The organism is Rhodococcus sp. 06-1460-1B (assembly GCF_002258475.1).
Classification (GTDB): Bacteria; Actinomycetota; Actinomycetes; order Mycobacteriales; family Mycobacteriaceae; genus Rhodococcoides; species Rhodococcoides fascians.
In genome coordinates this window covers 1-20,227 of the sequence record NZ_NOYS01000033.1, presented here as the reverse complement: position 1 = coordinate 20,227, position 20,227 = coordinate 1, and the positions used below count along the sequence as shown (strand labels likewise).

Below are 20,227 nucleotides of genomic sequence, written 5' to 3'. Positions count from 1 at the left end.
GCGTTTCGAGGGTGAGTGCACGTGTCTTCTGACATTCTGATGTCAGAAGTGCGGTGCACGGTCGCACGTTCGGCTCTCGGTGACAGGGAGGCTTGTGGTGGACCCCGACAAGCTCGACGTCGTGGAGACCGGTGTGCTGACAGCGTCGGGGGAGCGGTGGTCCCAGGCCGAGGCCCGTTTCGCTGTCCTGGCTCCCTTGCTGGAGATGCATTCGGTGCGTTCGGAAGCGGTCGACGATGCCGCGCAACGGTTGGGATTGTCCAGGCGGCAGGTCTACACGTTGGTCGGCAGGCTCAGGAACGGGACGGGGACAGTCACCGATCTTCTGACGAAGGTCTCGTCGGGAGGGCGTGGCCGCAGCCGAGTAGCGGCTGAGGTCGAGGAAGTGATCGGCGATCATCTCACCCGCTATTTTCTTCACCGCCAGAAGCTGAGTGTCGCTGCGCTGCACCGACGTATAGCACTGGCGTGTCATCGCGCGGGTTTGCCGGTGCCGGCCAGAAATACCGTCACTGCGCGTATCGCCGCGCTCCCTCCGGCATCGGTGGCCAGGTCAGGCGGAGGACCCGATGCCGCCCGCCCACGTCAGTCCGCCGGCGACGTTCCACCGACGGTTTCGGGGATTCTCGATCAGGTCCAGATCGACCACACCGTCGTCGATCTGATGGTCGTTGACGAGTAAGAGCGGTAACCGATCGGCCGCCCCTACCTGACGATCGCCGTTGATGTCTTCAGCCGTTCCGTACTCGGGTTCGTCGTCACTCTGGAGCCGCCGTCGTCGATATCGGTCGGGTTGTGCCTGGGCCGCGTGTGCTGCGGGAAGCAGACGTGGCTGGAGGCATGCGAGCTGGCGGAGCAGGTGCAGTGGCCGATGGCGGGGAAGCCGAAGCAGTTGTATCTCGACAACGCCTCCGAGTTCAAAAGCGAAGCGCTGCGCCGCGGATGCGCCCAGCACGCCATCACCCTCGAGTACCGTCCTCCGGGCCGACCGCACTACGGCGGGATCGTCGAACGCATCATCGGAACGGCGATGACGGCGGTGCACGAGCTGCCTGGGACCACCTTCTCGAACCCAGCGGACCGAGGAAGTTACGACTCGGACAAGCACGCGGCGTTGACATTGCGTGAGTTGGAGCGTTGGCTGGTCCTGGCTATAGCCTCGTATCACGCGAGCGTTCACGCAGGGATCGGGAACACTCCGGCCGCCGTGTGGGCCGGTGGGGTCGCCGCAGTTGGTCATGCCCCTCGTGTGGTGCTCGGCGAAACCGCGTTCTTGGTGGACTTTCTTCCCGTCATCCGGCGACGTCTGACGCGGACGGGCTTCGTTCTCGATCACGTGCACTACTTCTCGAACGCGCTCAAACCGTGGGTTGCGCGGCGAGAGGATTTGGGGCGGTTCGTGATACGACGTGACCCACGCGATTTGAGCAGAATCTGGGTCCTCGAACCAGACGGTGCCGGCTATGTCGAGGTGCCGTACCGGACGATGTCACATCCCGCGGTGACACTGTGGGAGCACCGAGCTGCTATCGCCCGTCTCCGCGAACAAGGTCGGTCGAACGTCGATGAGAGCGCTCTGTTTTCGATGATCGAGCAGATGCGCGAGGTCACCGACCGCTCGCAGAAAGCCACCCGCAAAGCCCGGCGCAACCGTGCCCGCCGCATGCATCTCACCGGTGCCGCCGCGTGTGCACCGATCCCGGCGATCCACCCGCCGGTGGAGCCTCGAGCGGACGGCGGCACCGCCACGCCGGTCTTCAGCGACATCGAGGAATGGTGAGGCGATGACCGCATAGACAGGAAGTGGCGAAGAACCCGCCGAGTCGTCCATTGAGGATTTGGGGCACCTGCGGATGCCGTACACGCAGATCGCGGCCCTGCGGGCATGCGATGTCACCGCCGATGCGGGTCTCGACGCCTTTCGCGTCGAGACAGGCCGCGGCGTTCGTACCCTCACCTCCCTCGCGCTGGCGGGGACGGGCATTTCTCCGCGCACGGTGTTCCAGCGCTGGTGTGAGGTGCTCGGCCATCAGACCCGGTATGCGAGCACCCGAATGCTCGCCGACGCTCTCGATGCCGTGGACGGTACCGGGCTCGGCGGATACGACCGGTATTTCGATCCGGCCGATCGACAGCCGCTGTCGACTCCTATCGACCGGTGGGGCCACACCCCGTTGGCTGCGACCCCGCTGACCGCCCGTGCGGTAGCGGGCATCGTGCGAATGCACCTGGACGGACGGGCACCCACCCACCTGCAGCCCACTGCGCGGTCACAACATCCGGAGCAGATCGCGGCACCGGATCCAGTACCGCGGGTCCTACTCGACCCCGGCTACTACGAACGCGGAACGCTTGCGCGTAGACACGCCCACGGTCTTCTCGACGAAGTGGACTCCGTCCTCGCCGATGTCGAAACCCGCGCGGACAGCCTGTTGGAAGCTCTCGTCGACTTTCTCGAATCGGAGACCGCACGCGTGCCGGCCGACACCGTCGAGTGACAAGTGGTTGGTACTCGGGTTTGCACACACTCTTCTTCTCACGGCAGGGAGGCGGTGACGTCTCCGACATCTCCGAGATGAAGATCGACCAGGCCGCGAACGAACGAGGCATCGATCTGACCCCGTCTGTGGTCTACGTCGAATCCGGGTCGTCCGAGAGTCGTGGGTTTCGGAAATCTTTCGGAGAGCGCCCGGTCCAGCGTTTGAAGGCATGAGAGAAGTTGGCGAGGTCGCTGTATCCGAGTTCGGAAGCGATCTCGCTGACCGAAACCGAGCGATCGAGGAGCCGTAGCATCGCGCGTTCGTACAGCAGCGTGTGGCGGACCTTGCTGTAGGTGGTTCCTTCTTCGGCAAGCCGCCGTTTCAACGTGCTGCTCGACATCGACAATGCTTGTGCAACATCATGGTTGGTTCGCTGTCCGAGGTCCTTTTCCAACAGTTGCCTCACCTTCTCGGCGGATGACATGGACCCACTCCGCTGGGCGAGTGTCCGCTGCAGATCAGTGATAGCGAGTCGATATGCGAGAGGGTCCGAGAACCGACAAGCCTTGTTTAGTGTGTCCTCGGGTACGTGGACGAAGGAAATCGGAGCGTCGAAGAACCGGCGATTCGCCCCCGGACCTTTGTCGTGGCTCACCTCGGTCGGCTCCGGCCAGCTCAGATGGAGTGTCACCGGCGATATGTCACCGGCGAGCATGTCCAGCAGTCGTAATAACGCCGACCCGCCGTAGGTGATGACCAAGCAGTCCAGTGCGGAATCGCCTGTGTGCGCAGTGAGCCCGACGATCAGACCGTAGTCGCCAGTGTGGAACTGCGATTTCAACGCCGTGGAGATCAATGGCAGGTATGTCAGGAGATCGACGATCTCGGCGACCGAACCAGCGCTGATCAAAGGTGAACTCAGGGGCCCGAACGATGTCAACTGGGCCTGCTCGGCAAACGCAAGTCCGAGTCGAGTGGCGTGGGCGATATCGAGTTCGGGATAGACCTCCCGAAACCACCGTATCGGTGCCTGGACGTCATGCTGAATGAGCGTCGCTTCACTGGTTCCTTCGCGGTGCATGATTGCACGAAGGCGCGCGGCGGCGTCAGGGTCGAGTGCGCGGCGTTCGAGCAGTTGCACGAACGCAAGCGGTGGCACGCCCTCGTCGCTCAGCTTCACGGTGATTCCTTTGACCCGAATTCACAAGTTTATGACTCCACCGAACATAGCCGTCACCCACGTTTGCGACGACACTTTCGTCGATCACGCCAGGAACTGAGGTGGTGGCAAGCTGGACGGATTCTTGTCCGGAAGTTCGTTTGTCTTGAGAATGGGAATATTGCGTGACACCGACGCTAGCGGCGCTACACCGCTGTCGCTACGGTCGACCGAATCGAGTCGTCTTGCTCAACTCTGGATTGGCTTGAAAATCTTGGAACCCCTCGATGTACGGAGCGAGTAGGTCTGCGATATCGGTGGCGGTCTGGGCTGCGTCAGTCGGGGGCCGTGAGACATACGCCAAGGCCATCTGAACGATGGACGTGCTCAGGATATCGGCTTGGCGTTTCGGGGCTTGCACCCAGCATCGCTGAAATGTGGCAGAGAGGTGATCTGCGGCTCGCTCGACAAGCTGGGTGCTGTGAACAGTAATGAGCCGCAGGAGGTCTGCGGATGCGTCTTCTTCTCGTAGCGATCTGACCAATGGGTCACGTTCGGAGACGGCGAAAAACGCAGCCAAGCCTCGGCCGAGCGCCAATCTGATATCACCAACGCAAGTGTAGAGGCCATCGTCCACCACACTGACCAGCTGATCGGTCAGTCGTATCGCGTAGCTCTCCGCCACACCGCGCCGGGACCCGAACTCGTTATAGATGGTCTGTCGAGACAAACCGGCTTCCTTCGCGACCTCGGACATGGTCACGGACTTCCAGCTCTGCCGCAGCAGGAGAGCGCTCAATGCGTCTAACGCGGTCGCACGAAGGAGAGTGCTTGCCGCTGTCCGGTAGCCACCATCAGGGCGCGCAGTGTGGACGGAACTCATGAATAGAAGTCTAGGCGCGTTCGGACATTGGTGGTGGGAGATGATGTCGCTGTCGCCAGCGCGTCGATGCTGCCAGCGATGCGACCATTGGCGTTATCTGCGGGCGAACGAACCAGGCGCAGCGGTGAGCCGAACACCTACGAAGAACTCATCTGTTCTTTCGGTAGGTTTCCCGAGCGGCGTGCAGCGAACGCAGAGCATGCAATTCGGCACAACTGCCGGCGTGTGGCGTCAGAAAAGCTCTCCATTGCAGAGGTCGGCTACGCACACCCCTCGTCTGCGTAGCTCGACCTACATCTGGCTGATTTTCACGTCGCGAATATTTCGGCGTTCGATCCGACTCGCGCACCGTGGTAGGTCAACGGATTCCACGAGGGTGCCAACATGAACAGTAGGAGCGGTGTCAATGTGAAGAATGCAAAATCCAGCACGATACCTCGATTTCCACTGCAGCCATGGAGGCCTGAAGGGGCCGTCGTCGTGGTGTCGATCGTACTGGATCGGCACCGTTCTGTGATATGTCCAAGTTGGCCAAAGTCGCAAGGAGTCCTTGTTCTTTATGCACAAATCATCCTTCCCTCTTTGACACATGAGGAATAGCTATCGTACAACTAGGTCGTATCGAGTTCGCTCCCGTACTTAAAGGAATCAACCTTGAATCGAGCATTGGACCGTCTCGCAGTTCGTGGTCGGGTGCTGGTCACACCCTGCCAGGGGGAGCCCGAACTGTGGGACTACGAATCCGATCCACCCTACGAGACGGTTGCTCAGCGAGCTGCGCGTCATAAAACTGCAGCAGACTCTTGCATGAAATGTCATATACTGACCGACTGCGAGCAGTATCTTGCTACTGATCCTTCGCCAGTCGGAGTGTGGGCCGGTCGAATCTTGGAGACGTCCGAAGGATCTGTCGAATCAAATGCGGCGAACATTGCGACAGGTGAAGGAATCGAGGGCAAAGAAATGGATATGAATGACCGAATCAAGTCGCTTTCACCGAATGCGGCATTCGATATTCTGATAGCAACAATCGTGAATCAGCATGGCAATGGAGTCTGACGAACGTGACGCTGGAAACCTGGAAGGTTTGAGCCGGGTCGCAGCCACCCTGCTCAAACCGTCAACCGTGCGTCTGCTGAGCCGAGCGGTATGGGTAACTTGAGTACTGTGCTGGGTGTCCACCACGCGGCATCCAGCGCAATCCTGAGGTTCATGAGGATGCCGGCATCGTCCAGCTTGCAACCGCACTCTTTCGCTGCTTGTCGGATGCGGTATTTGACCGTGTTTCGATGGATCGTCATATCGTGAGCGGTCGCGGTAACGCTACAGTTGTTTGCTAGGTAGACTCGTAAGGTCTCGCGGAGCCTGCGGTTCCGCGCACTGTCCAGAAGCAAGCCTCCGAGTGAGTCTTCCGCTAGATCCCTTAGGATTTCCGGATCTTCGAGCAGAAGAGTGATGGCTGCAACTTCCTCGAAAGTTACCACCGGACTGATGTCGACCTTGCCGTCCGAAACTACGCGGGCCGCGCGCTCTGCCTGCCTGGCTGTCTTCCGAAAACCATTTTCACCACTCTGCACGGTTCCAATTGCTGCTCGAATTCGGCCGTACTTCTGAAGAACGTCTGTAACGCTTTCAAGGCAAATCCTTCCGGCGTGAATTATCGGAAACCAAACCAGGGATCGGGCATCGCCTTTACTGTTGACTTGCGGTCGACCGATCGTACCGAGTCTGACGCCAACGGTATCTACGAGCTGGTGCCAGGACTTTCTCGGGAATGGTTCCCGGTCATTCGTCCAAAACTCAATGGCAATATGGTTTCCTGTGAGATTGTAATATGAATCGATTTTGTATGCGCCCAAAGAATCTGTGCATGATGTCGACATTGCGCGTTCGAGTTCCGTGTTTACAGAACTATTTTCTTCACGTATCTTCGATTTCTCCGCTTCGTATTCTGAACATGCGTCCTGACACACGCGGTCTATGAAGACGGCAGACCTGCTGACCAGATGCGCAAGTTGATTCGCGGCCAACGTGTGCGTAGCACGCGAGAGCGAGAACAGGACATGCTCAAGAAATCTCGATTGGCCCAGGTGATAAGCGCGCGCGAGCGCCGTCAGCGGGACATGCGTGTGTGCGAGAACGCGAGCATGGCACAGGGCGGCATGCGGAGCTCGCAAGTTGTCGTGCTCAGTCCTGTCGGCCAGGAAGTCGATAGCCGCATTGATGTTGGCTTTCACGCTGGTGTGTAGAAGTCCGGTTGCGTCTGCATTGCCGTTCATTTCATGGATTGATGCACTTATGAATGAAGAGATATTCTCCGTCAACTCTGCCTTTCTGTCCTCCATCTCGTCCACAAGTGTTTCCATCAAATGAGTCGATATCATTTTAGTGTCATACCTATCCTGGTAGTTCAATTCTGGAGCGGCGCGCCATTTCGGTGACGATCGCTGCGGATCTACCTTGTCGATCTCGGGGCTTGCCCCGCCGCCTGTGCACCTCGGCTTCTCGTCAGAGCCCTCCTTGCTGGCTTCTGACGCACCGGCTCCTTTCGGTTCGGCTCGCCGGTGACGGAAGCGTCAGCGGCTTGTGGTTAATGAGCTGCACCACTAGTATCTGTACACGCAGGCTGCATCTGTCAATTAATTGGACAAAAAGTCATCGTCTGTATAGTAGTGTGCCCGGGTAGGCAGGCGGTCGGCTTTGGTCTCACCGTCGAGGGGGCGCACTCTCGCGCTGGGTCCCGGCCCCTGGGGCGAGGAGCAGTTATCCGGTTTGAAGAACCAGAAGGAGACGCCATGGCGACGCCACCGAGCAGTTCAATCGATTACGACGTCTTGATCGTCGGTTCGGGCTTCGGCGGAAGTGTCACCGCGCTGCGGCTGGTGGAGAAGGGGTACCGCGTCGGGATCCTCGAGGCCGGGCAACGCTTCGAGGACAAGGACTTCGCGAAGAACAGCTGGGATCTCAAGCGTTTCCTGTGGGCACCGAAGCTGGGTCTGTACGGAATCCAGCGTGTGCACCTGCTGCGCGATTGCCTCATCCTCGCCGGTGCCGGAGTGGGCGGTGGATCCCTGAATTACGCCAATACTCTCTACAAGCCGCAGGCACCGTTCTTCGAGGACAAGCAGTGGGCGCACATCACCGACTGGAGCAGTGAGCTCTCTCCGTTCTACGACCAGGCCACCCGCATGCTGGGCGTGGTGCGCAACCCACACATGACCCCGGCCGACGAGGTCATGAAGTCGGTGGCCGAGGACATGGGCGTCGCCGACACCTTCATTCAGACGCCGGTGGGAGTGTTCTTCGGAGACGAGCCCGGCAAGACCGTCCCGGACCCGTACTTCGGCGGTGCAGGTCCCGAGCGCACCGGATGCATCGAATGCGGTGAGTGCATGACCGGTTGCCGCCACGGAGCCAAGAACACCCTGCTGAAGAACTACCTCGGCCTGGCCGAGCGCGCGGGAGCCGAGATCGTGCCGATGACGACCGTGACCGGTCTCGTTCCGCGATCCGACGGCACCTGGGACGTCGACACCGAGCGCACCGGCGCTCGGCTCCGCAAGGGCAAGAAGACGTACAGCGCAGCCAATGTCGTGTTGGCCGCGGGCACCTGGGGCACCCAGAATTTGCTGCACAAGATGAAAGACACGGGCGCGCTGCCCAAGCTGTCGGACACACTCGGCGAACTGACTCGCACCAACTCCGAGTCGATCGTCGGAGCGGCCAAGCTTGCGGTCGATCCGAACATGGACCTCACGCGCGGAGTGGCCATCACGTCCTCGTTCCACCCCAGCCCCAACACGCACATCGAACCGTGCCGCTACGGCAAGGGCTCGAACGCGATGGGAATGCTGCAGACCCTGATGACCGACGGCGGCGGAAAGATCCCGCGTTGGCTCAAGTTCGTGTTCGCGTTGATCGCACACCCGGTTCAGTTCGTTCGCGTCGTCAATGTCCGGCACTGGAGCGAGCGCACCATCATCGCGCTGGTGATGCAGAACCTCGACAACTCGATCACCACATTCACCAAGCGTGGGCCGTTCGGCCGCAAGATTTCCAGCAGGCAGGGCCACGGCGAGCCGAATCCGACGTGGATCCCCGAGGGCAACGACGCCACCCGGCGCATCGCCAAGAAGATCGGCGGCGTCGCTGGAGGCACCTGGGGAGAGCTGTTCAACATCCCGCTCACCGCGCACTTCCTCGGGGGGTGCGCCATTGCCTCGGATTCGGCGCACGGCGTCATCGATCCGTACCACCGCGTCCACGGATACCCGACGCTGAGCGTGGTGGACGGGGCGGCTGTGTCGGCGAACCTCGGGGTCAATCCGTCGCTGACCATCAGCGCGCAGGCCGAGCGGTCCGCCGCATTGTGGCCGAACAAGGGCGAGCTCGATCTTCGTCCGGCACAGGGGCTTCCGTATCAGCGGCTCGATCCCATCGCCCCCAACTCGCCCGTTGTTCCGGTGGACGCTCCGGGTGGGCTGAGATTGCCTATCGTCGAGATCCGAAATGGCCATCTGGTCGCCGGTGAGACGGCTTCGCGGTGAAAGAAGTACTTGGTGAGCGCGCATTTCGAAACAGGAGCCCAGCCGCTCGATGCCTTCGTGCGGAGCGCAGAGTTGTCGCACTCCACATCTGGAGTGGACTCAGGTCGGATCTCTGGGGCGAACCGTCTGACCCGAATTCACAAGTTTTTGACTCTACGGAACATGGCCGCCATTCACGTTTGCGGCGACACTGTTATCAATCGCGAAGAAAATTGAGGAGTTGACATGGCAGTTGTAACTTTCGTCGCCCACGATGGTGGGAAGCACGAGGCGGGCTTGGTCGAAGGTCGATCGTTGATGCAGATTGCAACCGACAATGCTGTGCCGGGGATCGATGGAGACTGTGGGGGCGAAACGGCCTGTGGCACCTGCCATGTGATCGTCGACCCGCAGTGGTCAGGAGAGGTGGGTCTGTCCGGTGCCAACGAGGAGGAGATGCTGGCTATGAACCCCGAGCGTGAACCCACGTCTCGGTTGTCGTGCCAGATGGTGGCCTCAAAAGCGTGGGATGGCCTGATCGTTCGAACACCTGAATTCCAATTGTGATGTGTGAAAGGCAGGCACGACAGCATGAAAGTTTCTGAGTCGATCACCGACAAGGTCCAGTCGACCATCCCTATAGGGCTGCAGATCCAGGGCGCTCATCTGTACGACAAGACCCGACGGTGGGTGACTGGCACGAATGGCAAGAAGATCTTCGTCGAAAGTCCCATCCCACCGGTCGAGGATGTCGAGCTCGCCGACATCGACCTCAGTAACCCCTTTCTCTACAGACAAGGGCGGTGGCAGTCGTACTTCGAGCGCGTGCGGAACGAGGCACCGGTTCATTACCAACCCAACAGTCCGTTCGGCCCGTTCTGGTCGGTCACGCGCCATGCCGATATCGTGGCCGTCGACAAGAACCACGCTGTGTTCTCGGCCGAACCGTTCATCGTCATCGGCGTCCCGCCCCGGTTTCTCGATATCGAGATGTTCATCGCGATGGACCCGCCACGCCACGACAAGCAGCGCGCTGCCGTCCAGGGGGTTGTCGCACCGAAGAACCTCCGGGAGATGGAGGGACTGATCCGATCGCGGGTACGGGAGGTATTGGACGACCTCCCCTTGAACGAGCCGTTCGACTGGGTGCAGAATGTCTCGATCGAGTTGACAGCTCGGATGCTCGCAACTCTTCTGGATTTCCCCTACGAACAACGCCGCAAACTCGTCTACTGGTCCGATTTGGCAACCTCGATGGAGCAAGCCAACGGTGGGCCCTCGGACAACGACGAGGTGTTCGAGGGCATGCGTGACATGGCCCGTGGCCTCAGCGCTCTCTGGCATGACAAAGCAGCCAGGAGGTCTGCAGGGGAAGAGTCCGGTTTCGATCTGATCACCATGTTGCAGAGCAACGAGGACACCAAGGATCTGATCGATCGTCCGATGGAATTTCTGGGCAACCTCGTCCTGCTGATCGTCGGTGGGAACGACACGACGCGTAACTCGATGAGCGGTGGCGTTCTTGCGTTGAACCAATTCCCCGACCAGTTCGAGAAATTGAAGGCCAATCCCGATTTGATCCCCAACATGAACTCGGAAATCATCCGATGGCAAACACCCTTGGCGTACATGCGCCGAATTGCCAAAGCCGACACCGTTCTGAACGGACAATTCATCCGCAAGGGTGACAAATTGGTGATGTGGTATGCCTCGGGTAACCGCGACGAACGCGTTTTCGAGAATCCTGATGATTTCATCATCGATCGTGCCAATGCGCGCAATCACATCGCGTTCGGATTCGGTGTACACCGGTGTATGGGCAATCGGCTGGCCGAAATGCAGCTGCGGATTCTGTGGGAGGAGTTGCTTCCCCGCTTCGAGAACATCGAGGTCGTCGGCGACCCCGAGTATGTTCAGTCGAATTTCGTGCGGGGCATCAGCAAGATGATGGTGCGCCTGACGCCTACTTCCAGCGCATGACATCGCAACGGGCGATCATCGTCGGCGCAAGCCATGCTGGGGCACAACTGGCAGCTAGTTTGCGCCAAGAAGGTTGGACAGGCGAGATCGTCCTCATCGGTAACGAGTCTGCCACTCCCTATCAACGCCCCCCGCTGTCGAAGGCATACCTGGCGGGCAAATGCGTACTCGACGATATCGCCATTCGCAGCACGGACTTCTACTCCAAGCAAGGTATTCAGCTCCTGAACGCGCAGGTGGAGGCCATCGTTCGGTCGGAAGGCAACGTCGTTCTCGACACCGGGGAGAAGCTGGCTTACGACAAGCTCGCGCTGTGCACGGGAGCCCGCCCTCGTCGGCTCACCGTTCCCGGGGCCGATCTCCACGGGGTCTACTACCTACGTACCGCAGCGGACGTCGAGAGGATCCGTATGGCCACCGGCCCTGGCCGGCGGGTGGTGATCGTCGGAGGCGGCTACATCGGACTCGAGACAGCGGCATCGCTGCGCGCACTGGGCGTGCAGGTCACAGTTCTCGAGGCAACTGGGCGTGTGCTCGAGCGGGTCACTGCTCCCGAGGTTTCGACGTTCTTCGAGCGGATACATCGCGAGCAGGGAGTCGACATCAGAACGAACGCGATGGTCGAAGGCCTGTCCGGTGACCGTGAGGTTCGTGAAGTCAGTTTGGCCAGCGGGGAATCGATCCTCGCAGATCTGGTCATCGTCGGTGTCGGCGTCGAGCCGAACACCGACCTCGCCGCCGACGCGGGTCTTGTCATCGACAACGGCATCGTGATCGACGATCACACTCGGACCAACGACCCCGACATCATGGCGGCGGGGGACTGCGCGAGCCACGACATGGCCCGTTACGGCCGTCGACTACGGTTGGAGTCCGTCTCGAGCGCAGGAGAGCAGGCCAAAGTCGCTGCCTCGACCGCCTGCGGGAAGTCCAGAAAAATCGAAGCGTTGCCGTGGTTCTGGTCAGATCAGTATCACTTCAAGCTGCAGATCGCCGGCCTCAACACTGGATACGACGAAGTGGTTCTCAGTGGTGATCCCACCCGTGACAGTGATTTCAGTTGCTTCTATCTCCAGGCCGGTGAGCTCATTGCCGCCGACTGCATAGGTCGCCCGCGCGAGTTCATGTACAGCAAACGGGTGATCGCCCAGCGACTCTCCGTCCAACGCGAAGACCTGATGCTCGGCGGACTCGCGCGCAACTGACCGATCCTTCGGTCGTTGTGCACACAACAGCAACCGGTTTGCTCAGAGAAGGGAACATCGGCGATGACCATGACAGACCGCCCGCCCGGGGCACATACGACGCAGCCACCGCACGCGTATCTGGGAGCAACGGACTTCCTCGACATCGAGCACGAATCCGTGCGGGCGTTCACCGCCGCGGCAATCGGGGATGCGAGCAGCGACCGTGACAAGGCCAGACGCCTCTTCGCCGCCGTCCGCGACCGGATCTGGTACGACCCGTACACCGTGTCGGACGATCCTGCCCACTATCGAGCGAGCTTCGTCCTCGAGACCGGGCGCGCTTACTGCGTCCCGAAGGCGGTGCTGTTGACCGCAGTGTGCCGGGCGGCGGGTATCCCGGCACTGCTCGGTTTCGCCGACGTCCGAAATCACCTGCAGACCGAGACGTTGCGCGCGCTGATGGGCGGCACCGATCTGTTCGTCTACCACGGCTACAGTCGCCTCTACATCGAGGGCCGGTGGTTGAAGGCCACGCCGGCATTCAATGTCGAGTTGTGCGCTCGTTTCGGCGTGCCGCCAGTGGAATTCGACGGCGATCGCGATGCTCTCATGCATGCCTTCACCGCAGACGGAGCTCAGCACATGGAGTATGTCCGCGAGCGAGGAGTCTTCGATGACCTACCCTTGAACGCGATCTTGACGGTGCTTCGGCACGCCTACGGCCCCACGATCTTCACGGGCGCTCACCCACTCGATGATGTTTTCACCGGCCGCACCCGGCCGGGCGAAACTCCCGGGGATCGAAACTCGCCGCGGGAGTCTCGATGAACACAAGCGGTGAGAACATACGCGCCGAACCCCGTATCGCGGCCGACTGCCGATCGGTCGGAGCTCTCTCCGCGAACAATCGCGATCGTGAACACTCGGACCGCCTCGGACACCTTCGAATCGGGTGAGCCGACACCTGCTGGCAGAGCTGTGCCACATGACTGTCTCGTCGGCGCGGCCGTGTTGAGGCCGGGCACCGGAAGTTGCACCGAACAGACGAGACCCGTTCTGCCGCTGGGGTTGCGGCCGATGAACGACCGATCCGAACGCCTCCCCGGGCACGAGACGCCGCGCGATACCCATATCCCTCTCCTGTGTGCGCAGCCGCTACCGCGAGAGCGGCCCGAACGGCGTCTACCGATGTCTCTTATCTATGCAAGGAGCGCAGCATGATGAACAACGCACCTCACACCCCCGCCAGGACCGTGGCGATCACAGGTGGAGCTCGCGGCATCGGCTATCAGACAGCGAAGGAGTTGATTCGACGAGGCCACCGGGTCGCCATCGGCGACATCGACGAGGCACGTGCGAAGGAGGCCGCCGCCGAACTCGGGGTGAAGGTCGTCACCCGACTCGACGTCACCGAACCTGACTCGTTCACAACGTTTCTGGACCTGGTCGAACGTGAACTCGGACCCCTCGACATCCTGATCAACAACGCGGGCATCATGCCTACCGGCCACGCCCACGAAGAGGACGATGCAGTAACCCGGCGGCAAGTCGAGATCAATGTCCTGGGGGTCATCTTCGGGACCAAACTGGCTCTTCAGCGCATGCTGCCGCGCCGCACCGGACACATCATCAACACTGCGTCATTGGCCGGCGAGCTCGCGGTACCTGGTTTGGCGACCTACTGCGCTACCAAGTTCGCAGTCATCGGATTCACAGAGGCCGCACGACTGGAGTACCGCAAGTCAGGGGTTCGACTGTCCACAGTCCGCCCGACGTTCACCAACACCGAACTCGTCGCCGGAACCGCCGGCGCAAAGGGATTACGCAACGCCGAGCCGGAGGAGATCGCCCGCGCGACAGCAGATCTGATCGAGAATCCACGCCCCTTCGTCCGCGTCACCCGTCTCGCCGGCGCAATGGTCGCGGCGGTGAAATTCGTCCCCCGGCGTCTGGCGACCGGACTGGGTGCGGCCCTGAACACAGATTCGGTGTTCCTCGCGGACGTCGACATGGCTGCTCGCCGAACGTATCTCGACAGAATCCGGAACAGCTGAGCGTGCCGACACGCGCGCTCGACCATCCACCCGAAAGGCAGCCACAGTGACCCACACGACTCTGATCGAGAACTATCCCCACCGGATGGGAGGGCACTGCGGGTCAGGTGCAATGCGAGACCTTCTCCAGTGGCATGGTCTGGGATGGGACGGACCACCCGACGAGGGGTTGGTGTTCGCACTGGGTGGTGATCTGGGTTTGTCCTACCTGCGATCGGACGACCTGGTCCCACCGATGTACCTGGTCGGCCGCGGTGCCGACTTCGAGATCGACTTACCGCGCAGGCTCGGCGGACAAGTCGAGGTTCTCACGACCGACGATCCCGCTGAGGGATGGTCATGGGTTCGCGACGACATCGATGCGGGACGACCCAGTCTGGTCTGGGCCGATATCGCTGAGCTGCCCTACCTACGGGTGAAACTGCAGATGAGTCGTCACGACATCGTGGTGATCGGCTACGACGAGATCGGGGGGACTGCCTCGGTCGTCGACAACGATCGGGCCGATGTGCAGGAGATCCCGCTCGACGCGCTCGCTCGGGCGCGATCTTCCACCTCGTTCCCGCAACCGACACGTCACTGCACGTACCGAATCACATGGCCGCAGACACTGCCGCCCGTGTCTACTGCCGCGGCCGCGGCCTTTGCCCGATCCGCCGCCAGCATGCGCGCCCCATCGACACCGGGAATAGCCGACCACGTACCAGCGGCCGGTGCCGAAGGATTGGCCGCGGTCGACCAGCTGGCAACCGACGTCAAGAGCTGGGTCGACCTTCCGCCCGATGACCTCGAGACGTTGCTGTTCAGTCTCGGTATCTTCATCGAAAAGGCCGGAACCGGAGGCGGGCTCTTTCGTCGGCTTCTCGCCGACGGCTGTACCGAGATTGCACGTCTGACCGGGGATCCCGCTACCGCAGACCTCGCGGTGGCCGCCGATCACTGCGCCCAGGCCTGGACCGAAACTGCCCGCGCCGGAACACAACGCGGTCTCGATGTGCGAACACGCGCAGCTGCGGTGGCCGTGTCGGCTGCCGAACTGCCTGCACTCGAGCTGATCCTGGTGGAGTCCCTGGAGTCTGCTTCACGCTCGCTGTCCGCCATCACGAGATGATGCCCATCGTCGTTCGACGGCGCGCGGTAGACGGTGCATCGCACTGTGCTGCAGCCTCTCGTGCCGGATCGCCGCAGGCGTGCGGAGGCACCGAACGACCGAAGAGTTGCCGGACGGAACAGTCGAACGCCTCTCGGTGGACGCTGCATCGATGCCGTGTCGTTGCTCGGCAACAGACCCTGATCTCTGCCCCGCGCCGACAACAATTCAGCCGCCGACGGAAGCCTTCGATGTTCGCGGTCACCGTTTTCGGCTCGACGGCCGCGTCGTGTGCGCTATCGGGCCAGGCCCGTTATCTTCTAGCTGATACTTGAAACCGAGGGCTACGGTAGCCAGACCCGGTATGACTTCTCGCCCCTGTCATCGATGATCCGGGGGGGGGGGTGGGGGGCTGTCGCCGGGTGTTGACGTCGGATCGGTGACCGGACGAAGGACTGCTTCATGGCCACGAGCTACGCCGTGTTTTGCGGCATCGACGTGGGAAAATCCGAACATCACGCCGTCGGTCTCGCCGTCGACGGAACCCGTCTGTACGGCAAAGCCCTACCCAATGACGAGGCCCGCCTGCGCACAGTGTTCGACCGCCTCGCCACGCGCGGGCCGCTGTTGATCGTCGTCGATCAGCCTAATACGATCGGCGACGCCCTGCCGGTCACCGTCTCCCGATCCTGCGAGCACCAGTTCGCGTCCCTACCGGGTCTGTCGATGCGCCGCATCGCAGATCTGTATCCAGGGCAAGCCAAAACTGATGCGCGGGCCTGCGTTCACATCGCCGACACGGCCCGGACCATGCCCCACACGCTGCGACGAGTCGATACCGGTGATGACACACTCGCCGAGCTCGGTGTGCTGATCGGTTTCGATGACGATCTCGCCGGTGAAGCAACCCGCGTCAGCAACCGAATCCGCGGACTGCTGACCGGCATTCACCCCGCGCTCGAACGAGTCCTCGGACCGCGTGTGACACACCCGGCAGTGCTCGAGATCCTGTCCCGCTGCGGTAGCCCCGGCGGCATCCGCGCTGCTGGTAAGCGGAAACTGACCGCTTCGCCGCCAAAAACGCGCTCAGGATGGGGGCAAGACTGGTTGCGGAGATCTACGCCGCACTCGAGGCTCAGACGGTAGTAGTGCCCGGGTCTGCGGCTGCCGAGACTGTTCTACCCAAACTGGCGGACTCGCTCAAAGAGACACTGCAGCAACGCAACACAGTTGGCTCGGACGTCGAGAGGATGCTCGGTGCCCACCCTCTTTCCTCGCTCCTGATCTCGATGCCAGGCGTCGGAGTCAGGACTGCCGCACGCATCCTTCTCGAAGTCGGTGACGGATCGGCATTCAAATCAGCAGGACACCTGGCCGCCTACGCCGGCATCGCACCCGTGACCCACCGATCCGGCACCTCGATCCGAGGTGAGCATTTAGCGTGATCAGGAAACCGCAAACTCAAACGCGCGTTGTTCCTTTCGGCCTTCGCCGCGCTGCACGACCCCACCAGTCGCGCCTACTACGACCGCAAGCGAGCCGAAGGCAGGAAACACAACGCCGCGCTCATCTGCCTCGCTCGACGCCGATGCGACGTCCTGTACGCCATGCTCAAGAACAAGACCCTGTACCAACCGCCCGCAGCTCACGCAGCTTGACAGAAACCATAGGGACACGTTATTGAGGCGTGAGGTTCACCCCAACGGTACCAACGGCAGCGGTTGTACCCGCGTTCGCCGACGATCACGGTCGGATGCCGTGCGTGGGGTTGATCTGCCGCGAGGATTTCCGACACTGGAGATGACTATTCTGAAGCCGCGTTTGCGGACTGCCCGTAACTGTAGTGGACAGCGTTCGGGGTTCGGTACCCGAGCGCCGAATGGCGGTGTTGTGAACTGTAGAAGCCGTCGATGTATCTGACGATGTCTTGTCGTGCTTTGCTTTTGGTGGAGTAGATCGTTCGGTAGACGCATTCGTTCTTTGTCGGCGGCCATGAAAAACTGACCACAGGCGGCCATGAATATGCCCACTGACGGCCGATAAGAACTGACCACTCGCGGCCACGAATGTGACCGCCTGTGGCCACGAATCTGCCCAGACCACACCCATCCTCTCGGCGCGTCAGCGCCGAGGAGGCCTCTCCTGCGGTTTCGATACCGATGCCTAGTCCGTATCGAATCCACCGCAGGAGAGACCACGTGAAGTCTGACGGAGAACTGATGGACATACTCAATGCATACGACCTGACCGGATCATTGCGGGCCGCCGCAGACTTGTGCGGCTGCTCCCACAACACCGTGAAAAAGGCCGTCGAAGACCGAGACGCCGGCCTGCCACCGGCCACCCACCGAACCAAAATCACCGACGACTGGCTCGAATACCTCGAAGAGTGGGTCTCCAAATCCAAGGGCAAGATCCGCGGCGACAAAGCCCACGAGAAACTTCTCGCACTCGGCTACACCGGTGCCGACCGCACCACTCGACGCGCCCTCGCCGAAATCAAAACCCAATGGAGACTGGGCAATACGAGAGTGCACCGGCCATGGATCACCGAACCAGGACTGTGGCTGCAGTACGACTTCGGAGACGGCCCGGTCGTCGACGGCCGCAAGATCGTGCTCCTCGTCGCCTGGCTGGCCTGGTGCCGCTACCGCATCGTGGTCCCACTACGCGACCGCACCGCAGCGAGCGTCTTCGCTGGCCTGGACCGGGTCTTCCGCATCATCGGCGGCGCACCGACCTACCTGCTCACCGACAACGAAAAGACCGTTACCGCCGGCCACGTCGCCGGCGTCCCGATCCGCAATCGCACCGCGGTCACCTTCGGTCGGTACTACGGAATCACCGTGCTGACCTGCCAACCGGCGGACCCTGCATCGAAAGGCGGAGTGGAGAACGCTGTCAAACTCGCCAAAGCCGACATCGTGCCCACCGAGACGAACCTGCTCGAGCAGTACGCCACCTTCGCCGACGTCGAAATCGCGTGCACGGCGTTCATGACCGAGATCAACGCCCGAGTACATCGGGCCACCCGCCGCGTCCCGAACGAGATGCTCGCCGAGGAACGACCCGAGTTGCACGGTATCCCCGACATGCCGCACACCGCAGTCCTCGGAGTCGCTCGCCGAGTCCCCGACAACACACCGATGGTCACCTTTGATCACTGCCAATACTCGACACCAGCAACACTATTGGGTCAGAGCGTGTGGGTCAGACTGCACGACGGGACAGATGAGGTCGTCATCTGCGCTCTCGATGACGGTGGCCCGATCGAAGTGGCCCGGCACGCCCGCACCACACCCGGCAGCCCCGCCATCGACGACGCCCACTTCCCCGGACATCACCCGAGGATCCCCGGCGACTACAGCGTCCGCGCGCGAACAGTATCCGAACAGCAATTCCTCGCGATCGGGGAAGGTGCCGCGACATGGCTCAAGGAAGCCGCCGCGGTCGGCACCGAACGGATATACCTGAAAATGTCGCACGCGGTCGATCTCGCGCGACTCGGAGTTCGGGGCGATGTCGATTGGGCACTCGGGCACGCAGCGGTGCACGGCCGCTTCGCCACCGGCGACCTCGACTCGATCCTCGCATCGAAGGGAATGGACCTCACCCGCCGCGGCGCATCCGAATCCACCTCCCTCACGCAAGGCACATCAGGATGGAACTTGTTGGGCAGCAACGCTATCGAACACAAAACCGCCGACGAGACGAACGAAGGTCAGCGATGAACACCGTCACAGCGGAACTCCCCACCGACCTCGAAACGCTGCTGCGGCAACTCCGCCTGCCGCATGCCAGGTCCATCGCCGCCGAAGTCCTCGCCACCGCACGAGCACAACGCTGGGACCCCGCCGAGGTCGTCAAAGCGCTTCTCTCAGAGGAATCCGCCGGCCGGGCACGATCGATGCTGACCGCCCGCCGCAAAGCAGCGGGATTCCCCACCGGGAAGACCTTCGAGGTCTGGGACGAGAACGCATCATCGATCCCGCTTCCCACCCAGCATGCCCTGCAGACCCTCGAATGGGTGCATCGCCGCGAGAATCTGGTGGTCTGCGGGCCGGCCGGGACAGGCAAGACATTCTTCCTCGAAGCGTTGGGACAGAACGTGATCCAAGCGGGGATGCCGGTCGCGTGGTTCACCCTCGAGCAGATCGGGGTCCTCGTACGCGCGCACCGATCCGACGACTCACTCGGCAAAGCGATCGCGAAGATCGTGCGCGCCGAACTCGTCGTGATCGACGATGTCGGGCTGTTGCCCGTCGGGACCGATGCCGCCGAAGGGCTGTACCGAATCGTCGAAGCAGCCTACGAACGCAAGTCCGTCGCGATCTCCTCGAACCTTCACCCGAGCGGGTTCGACGAACTGATGCCCAAGACCCTCGCCACTGCAACGGTCGATCGGCTGCTGCACCACGCGCACCTATGCCAAACCAGCGGCGATTCGGTCCGCCTCGCCCAAGCCCTGCACGGTCAGGGGGTCAAACCCTTGACCTGACATGATGCTCGACCGGTGGCGGACAAACCCGACATGGGCAGATTCGTGTCCGCCACCGGTCAGTTCTTGTTGGCCACCCATGGGCAGTTCTCGTGACCGCCTGTGGTCACTTCCCGATGTCCATTGACAGTTTTTGAAATCAGCGAAGAAACTTTCGGCCATACTGTTGCCCCACAACACCCCGCGAAGACCGCATCCGCGGAGAGCTCACGAGAGCCCGGTAAGCCCGGTAAGCCCGCGAGGTACATACGGCAAGTTCGGAGTGGAAGATGATAGTGCCCCATGGGGTGGTGTAATTCGGATCGGTGAACCATCCGGTTCATGATCAACGAGTTGTGTTGTATGTTAGGCGCTTTCGAGCTGAGGTGTC

Annotated in this window: 15 protein-coding genes and 1 pseudogene; 13 read left to right on the top strand and 3 right to left on the bottom strand. The window is 61.5% G+C overall.

From position 1 onward, the window contains the following. Nucleotides 1-97 precede the first annotated feature (97 nt). The 3 genes from CH268_RS28565 (at nt 98) to CH268_RS18265 (ending at nt 2,498) form a co-directional block, all read left to right on the top strand. On the top strand, nt 98-682 hold the full coding sequence (locus CH268_RS28565; protein ID WP_228139278.1) for a hypothetical protein: 585 nt from the start codon (nt 98-100) through the stop codon (nt 680-682). Nucleotides 683-871: 189 nt separating this feature from the next. Then, the gene (locus CH268_RS28560; RefSeq protein ID WP_441346983.1) at nt 872-1,780 is read left to right on the top strand and encodes a Mu transposase C-terminal domain-containing protein; all 909 of its coding nucleotides are present in this window, start codon (nt 872-874) and stop codon (nt 1,778-1,780) included. Between the two features lie 73 nt (nt 1,781-1,853). Further along, nucleotides 1,854-2,498, top strand: coding sequence for a hypothetical protein (locus CH268_RS18265; RefSeq protein ID WP_068046090.1), 645 nt, complete (start codon nt 1,854-1,856; stop codon nt 2,496-2,498). A 133-nt stretch (nt 2,499-2,631) separates the two neighbouring features. Here CH268_RS18265 and CH268_RS18260 read toward each other — a convergent pair whose 3' ends face one another. The 3 genes from CH268_RS18260 to CH268_RS18250 form a co-directional block, all read right to left on the bottom strand. Further along, nucleotides 2,632-3,660, bottom strand: coding sequence for a helix-turn-helix domain-containing protein (locus CH268_RS18260; protein ID WP_068046087.1), 1,029 nt, complete (start codon nt 3,658-3,660; stop codon nt 2,632-2,634). Between the two features lie 199 nt (nt 3,661-3,859). Further along, nucleotides 3,860-4,522 carry a TetR family transcriptional regulator gene (locus CH268_RS18255; protein WP_045840684.1) on the bottom strand — a complete coding sequence of 221 codons (663 nt, stop codon included), beginning with the start codon at nt 4,520-4,522 and terminating at the stop codon, nt 3,860-3,862. Nucleotides 4,523-5,634: 1,112 nt separating this feature from the next. After that, nucleotides 5,635-6,867 (bottom strand): PucR family transcriptional regulator, encoded by a 1,233-nt coding sequence (locus CH268_RS18250; protein WP_255182456.1) that lies wholly within the window; start codon nt 6,865-6,867, stop codon nt 5,635-5,637. A 450-nt stretch (nt 6,868-7,317) separates the two neighbouring features. On the opposite strand from CH268_RS18250, the gene CH268_RS18245 reads away from it, so the two are divergent. The 10 genes and pseudogenes from CH268_RS18245 (at nt 7,318) to istB (ending at nt 19,857) form a co-directional block, all read left to right on the top strand. Continuing rightward, the gene (locus CH268_RS18245) at nt 7,318-9,069 is read left to right on the top strand and encodes an FAD-dependent oxidoreductase (RefSeq protein WP_068046078.1); all 1,752 of its coding nucleotides are present in this window, start codon (nt 7,318-7,320) and stop codon (nt 9,067-9,069) included. A 225-nt stretch (nt 9,070-9,294) separates the two neighbouring features. After that, on the top strand, nt 9,295-9,615 hold the full coding sequence (locus tag CH268_RS18240) for a 2Fe-2S iron-sulfur cluster-binding protein (protein WP_068046075.1): 321 nt from the start codon (nt 9,295-9,297) through the stop codon (nt 9,613-9,615). 24 nt (nt 9,616-9,639) lie between these two features. Beyond that, complete coding sequence (locus CH268_RS18235; RefSeq protein ID WP_027498265.1) at nt 9,640-11,028, top strand: cytochrome P450; 1,389 nt, start codon at nt 9,640-9,642, stop codon at nt 11,026-11,028. Next, the gene (locus CH268_RS18230; RefSeq protein ID WP_068046072.1) at nt 11,025-12,233 is read left to right on the top strand and encodes an NAD(P)/FAD-dependent oxidoreductase; all 1,209 of its coding nucleotides are present in this window, start codon (nt 11,025-11,027) and stop codon (nt 12,231-12,233) included. The genes CH268_RS18235 and CH268_RS18230 overlap by 4 nt, the downstream gene beginning before the upstream one ends. A 69-nt stretch (nt 12,234-12,302) precedes the next feature. Continuing rightward, nucleotides 12,303-13,043: a transglutaminase-like domain-containing protein gene (locus CH268_RS18225; RefSeq protein WP_054186661.1), complete on the top strand. Its 741-nt coding sequence runs from the start codon at nt 12,303-12,305 to the stop codon at nt 13,041-13,043. 389 nt (nt 13,044-13,432) lie between these two features. Further along, the gene (locus tag CH268_RS18220; protein WP_068046070.1) at nt 13,433-14,269 is read left to right on the top strand and encodes an SDR family oxidoreductase; all 837 of its coding nucleotides are present in this window, start codon (nt 13,433-13,435) and stop codon (nt 14,267-14,269) included. A gap of 46 nt (nt 14,270-14,315) precedes the next feature. After that, on the top strand, nt 14,316-15,380 hold the full coding sequence (locus CH268_RS18215) for a BtrH N-terminal domain-containing protein (RefSeq protein WP_027498261.1): 1,065 nt from the start codon (nt 14,316-14,318) through the stop codon (nt 15,378-15,380). A 441-nt stretch (nt 15,381-15,821) separates the two neighbouring features. Then, a pseudogene (locus tag CH268_RS18210) lies at nt 15,822-17,017 on the top strand (IS110 family transposase). 540 nt (nt 17,018-17,557) lie between these two features. Further along, nucleotides 17,558-19,090, top strand: coding sequence for an IS21 family transposase (istA, locus tag CH268_RS18200; protein ID WP_094665460.1), 1,533 nt, complete (start codon nt 17,558-17,560; stop codon nt 19,088-19,090). After that, entirely contained in the window at nt 19,087-19,857 is a 771-nt protein-coding gene (gene istB / locus CH268_RS18195; protein ID WP_094665458.1) for an IS21-like element helper ATPase IstB, read from the top strand. The genes istA and istB overlap by 4 nt, the downstream gene beginning before the upstream one ends. The last annotated feature ends 370 nt before the right edge of the window (nt 19,858-20,227 follow it).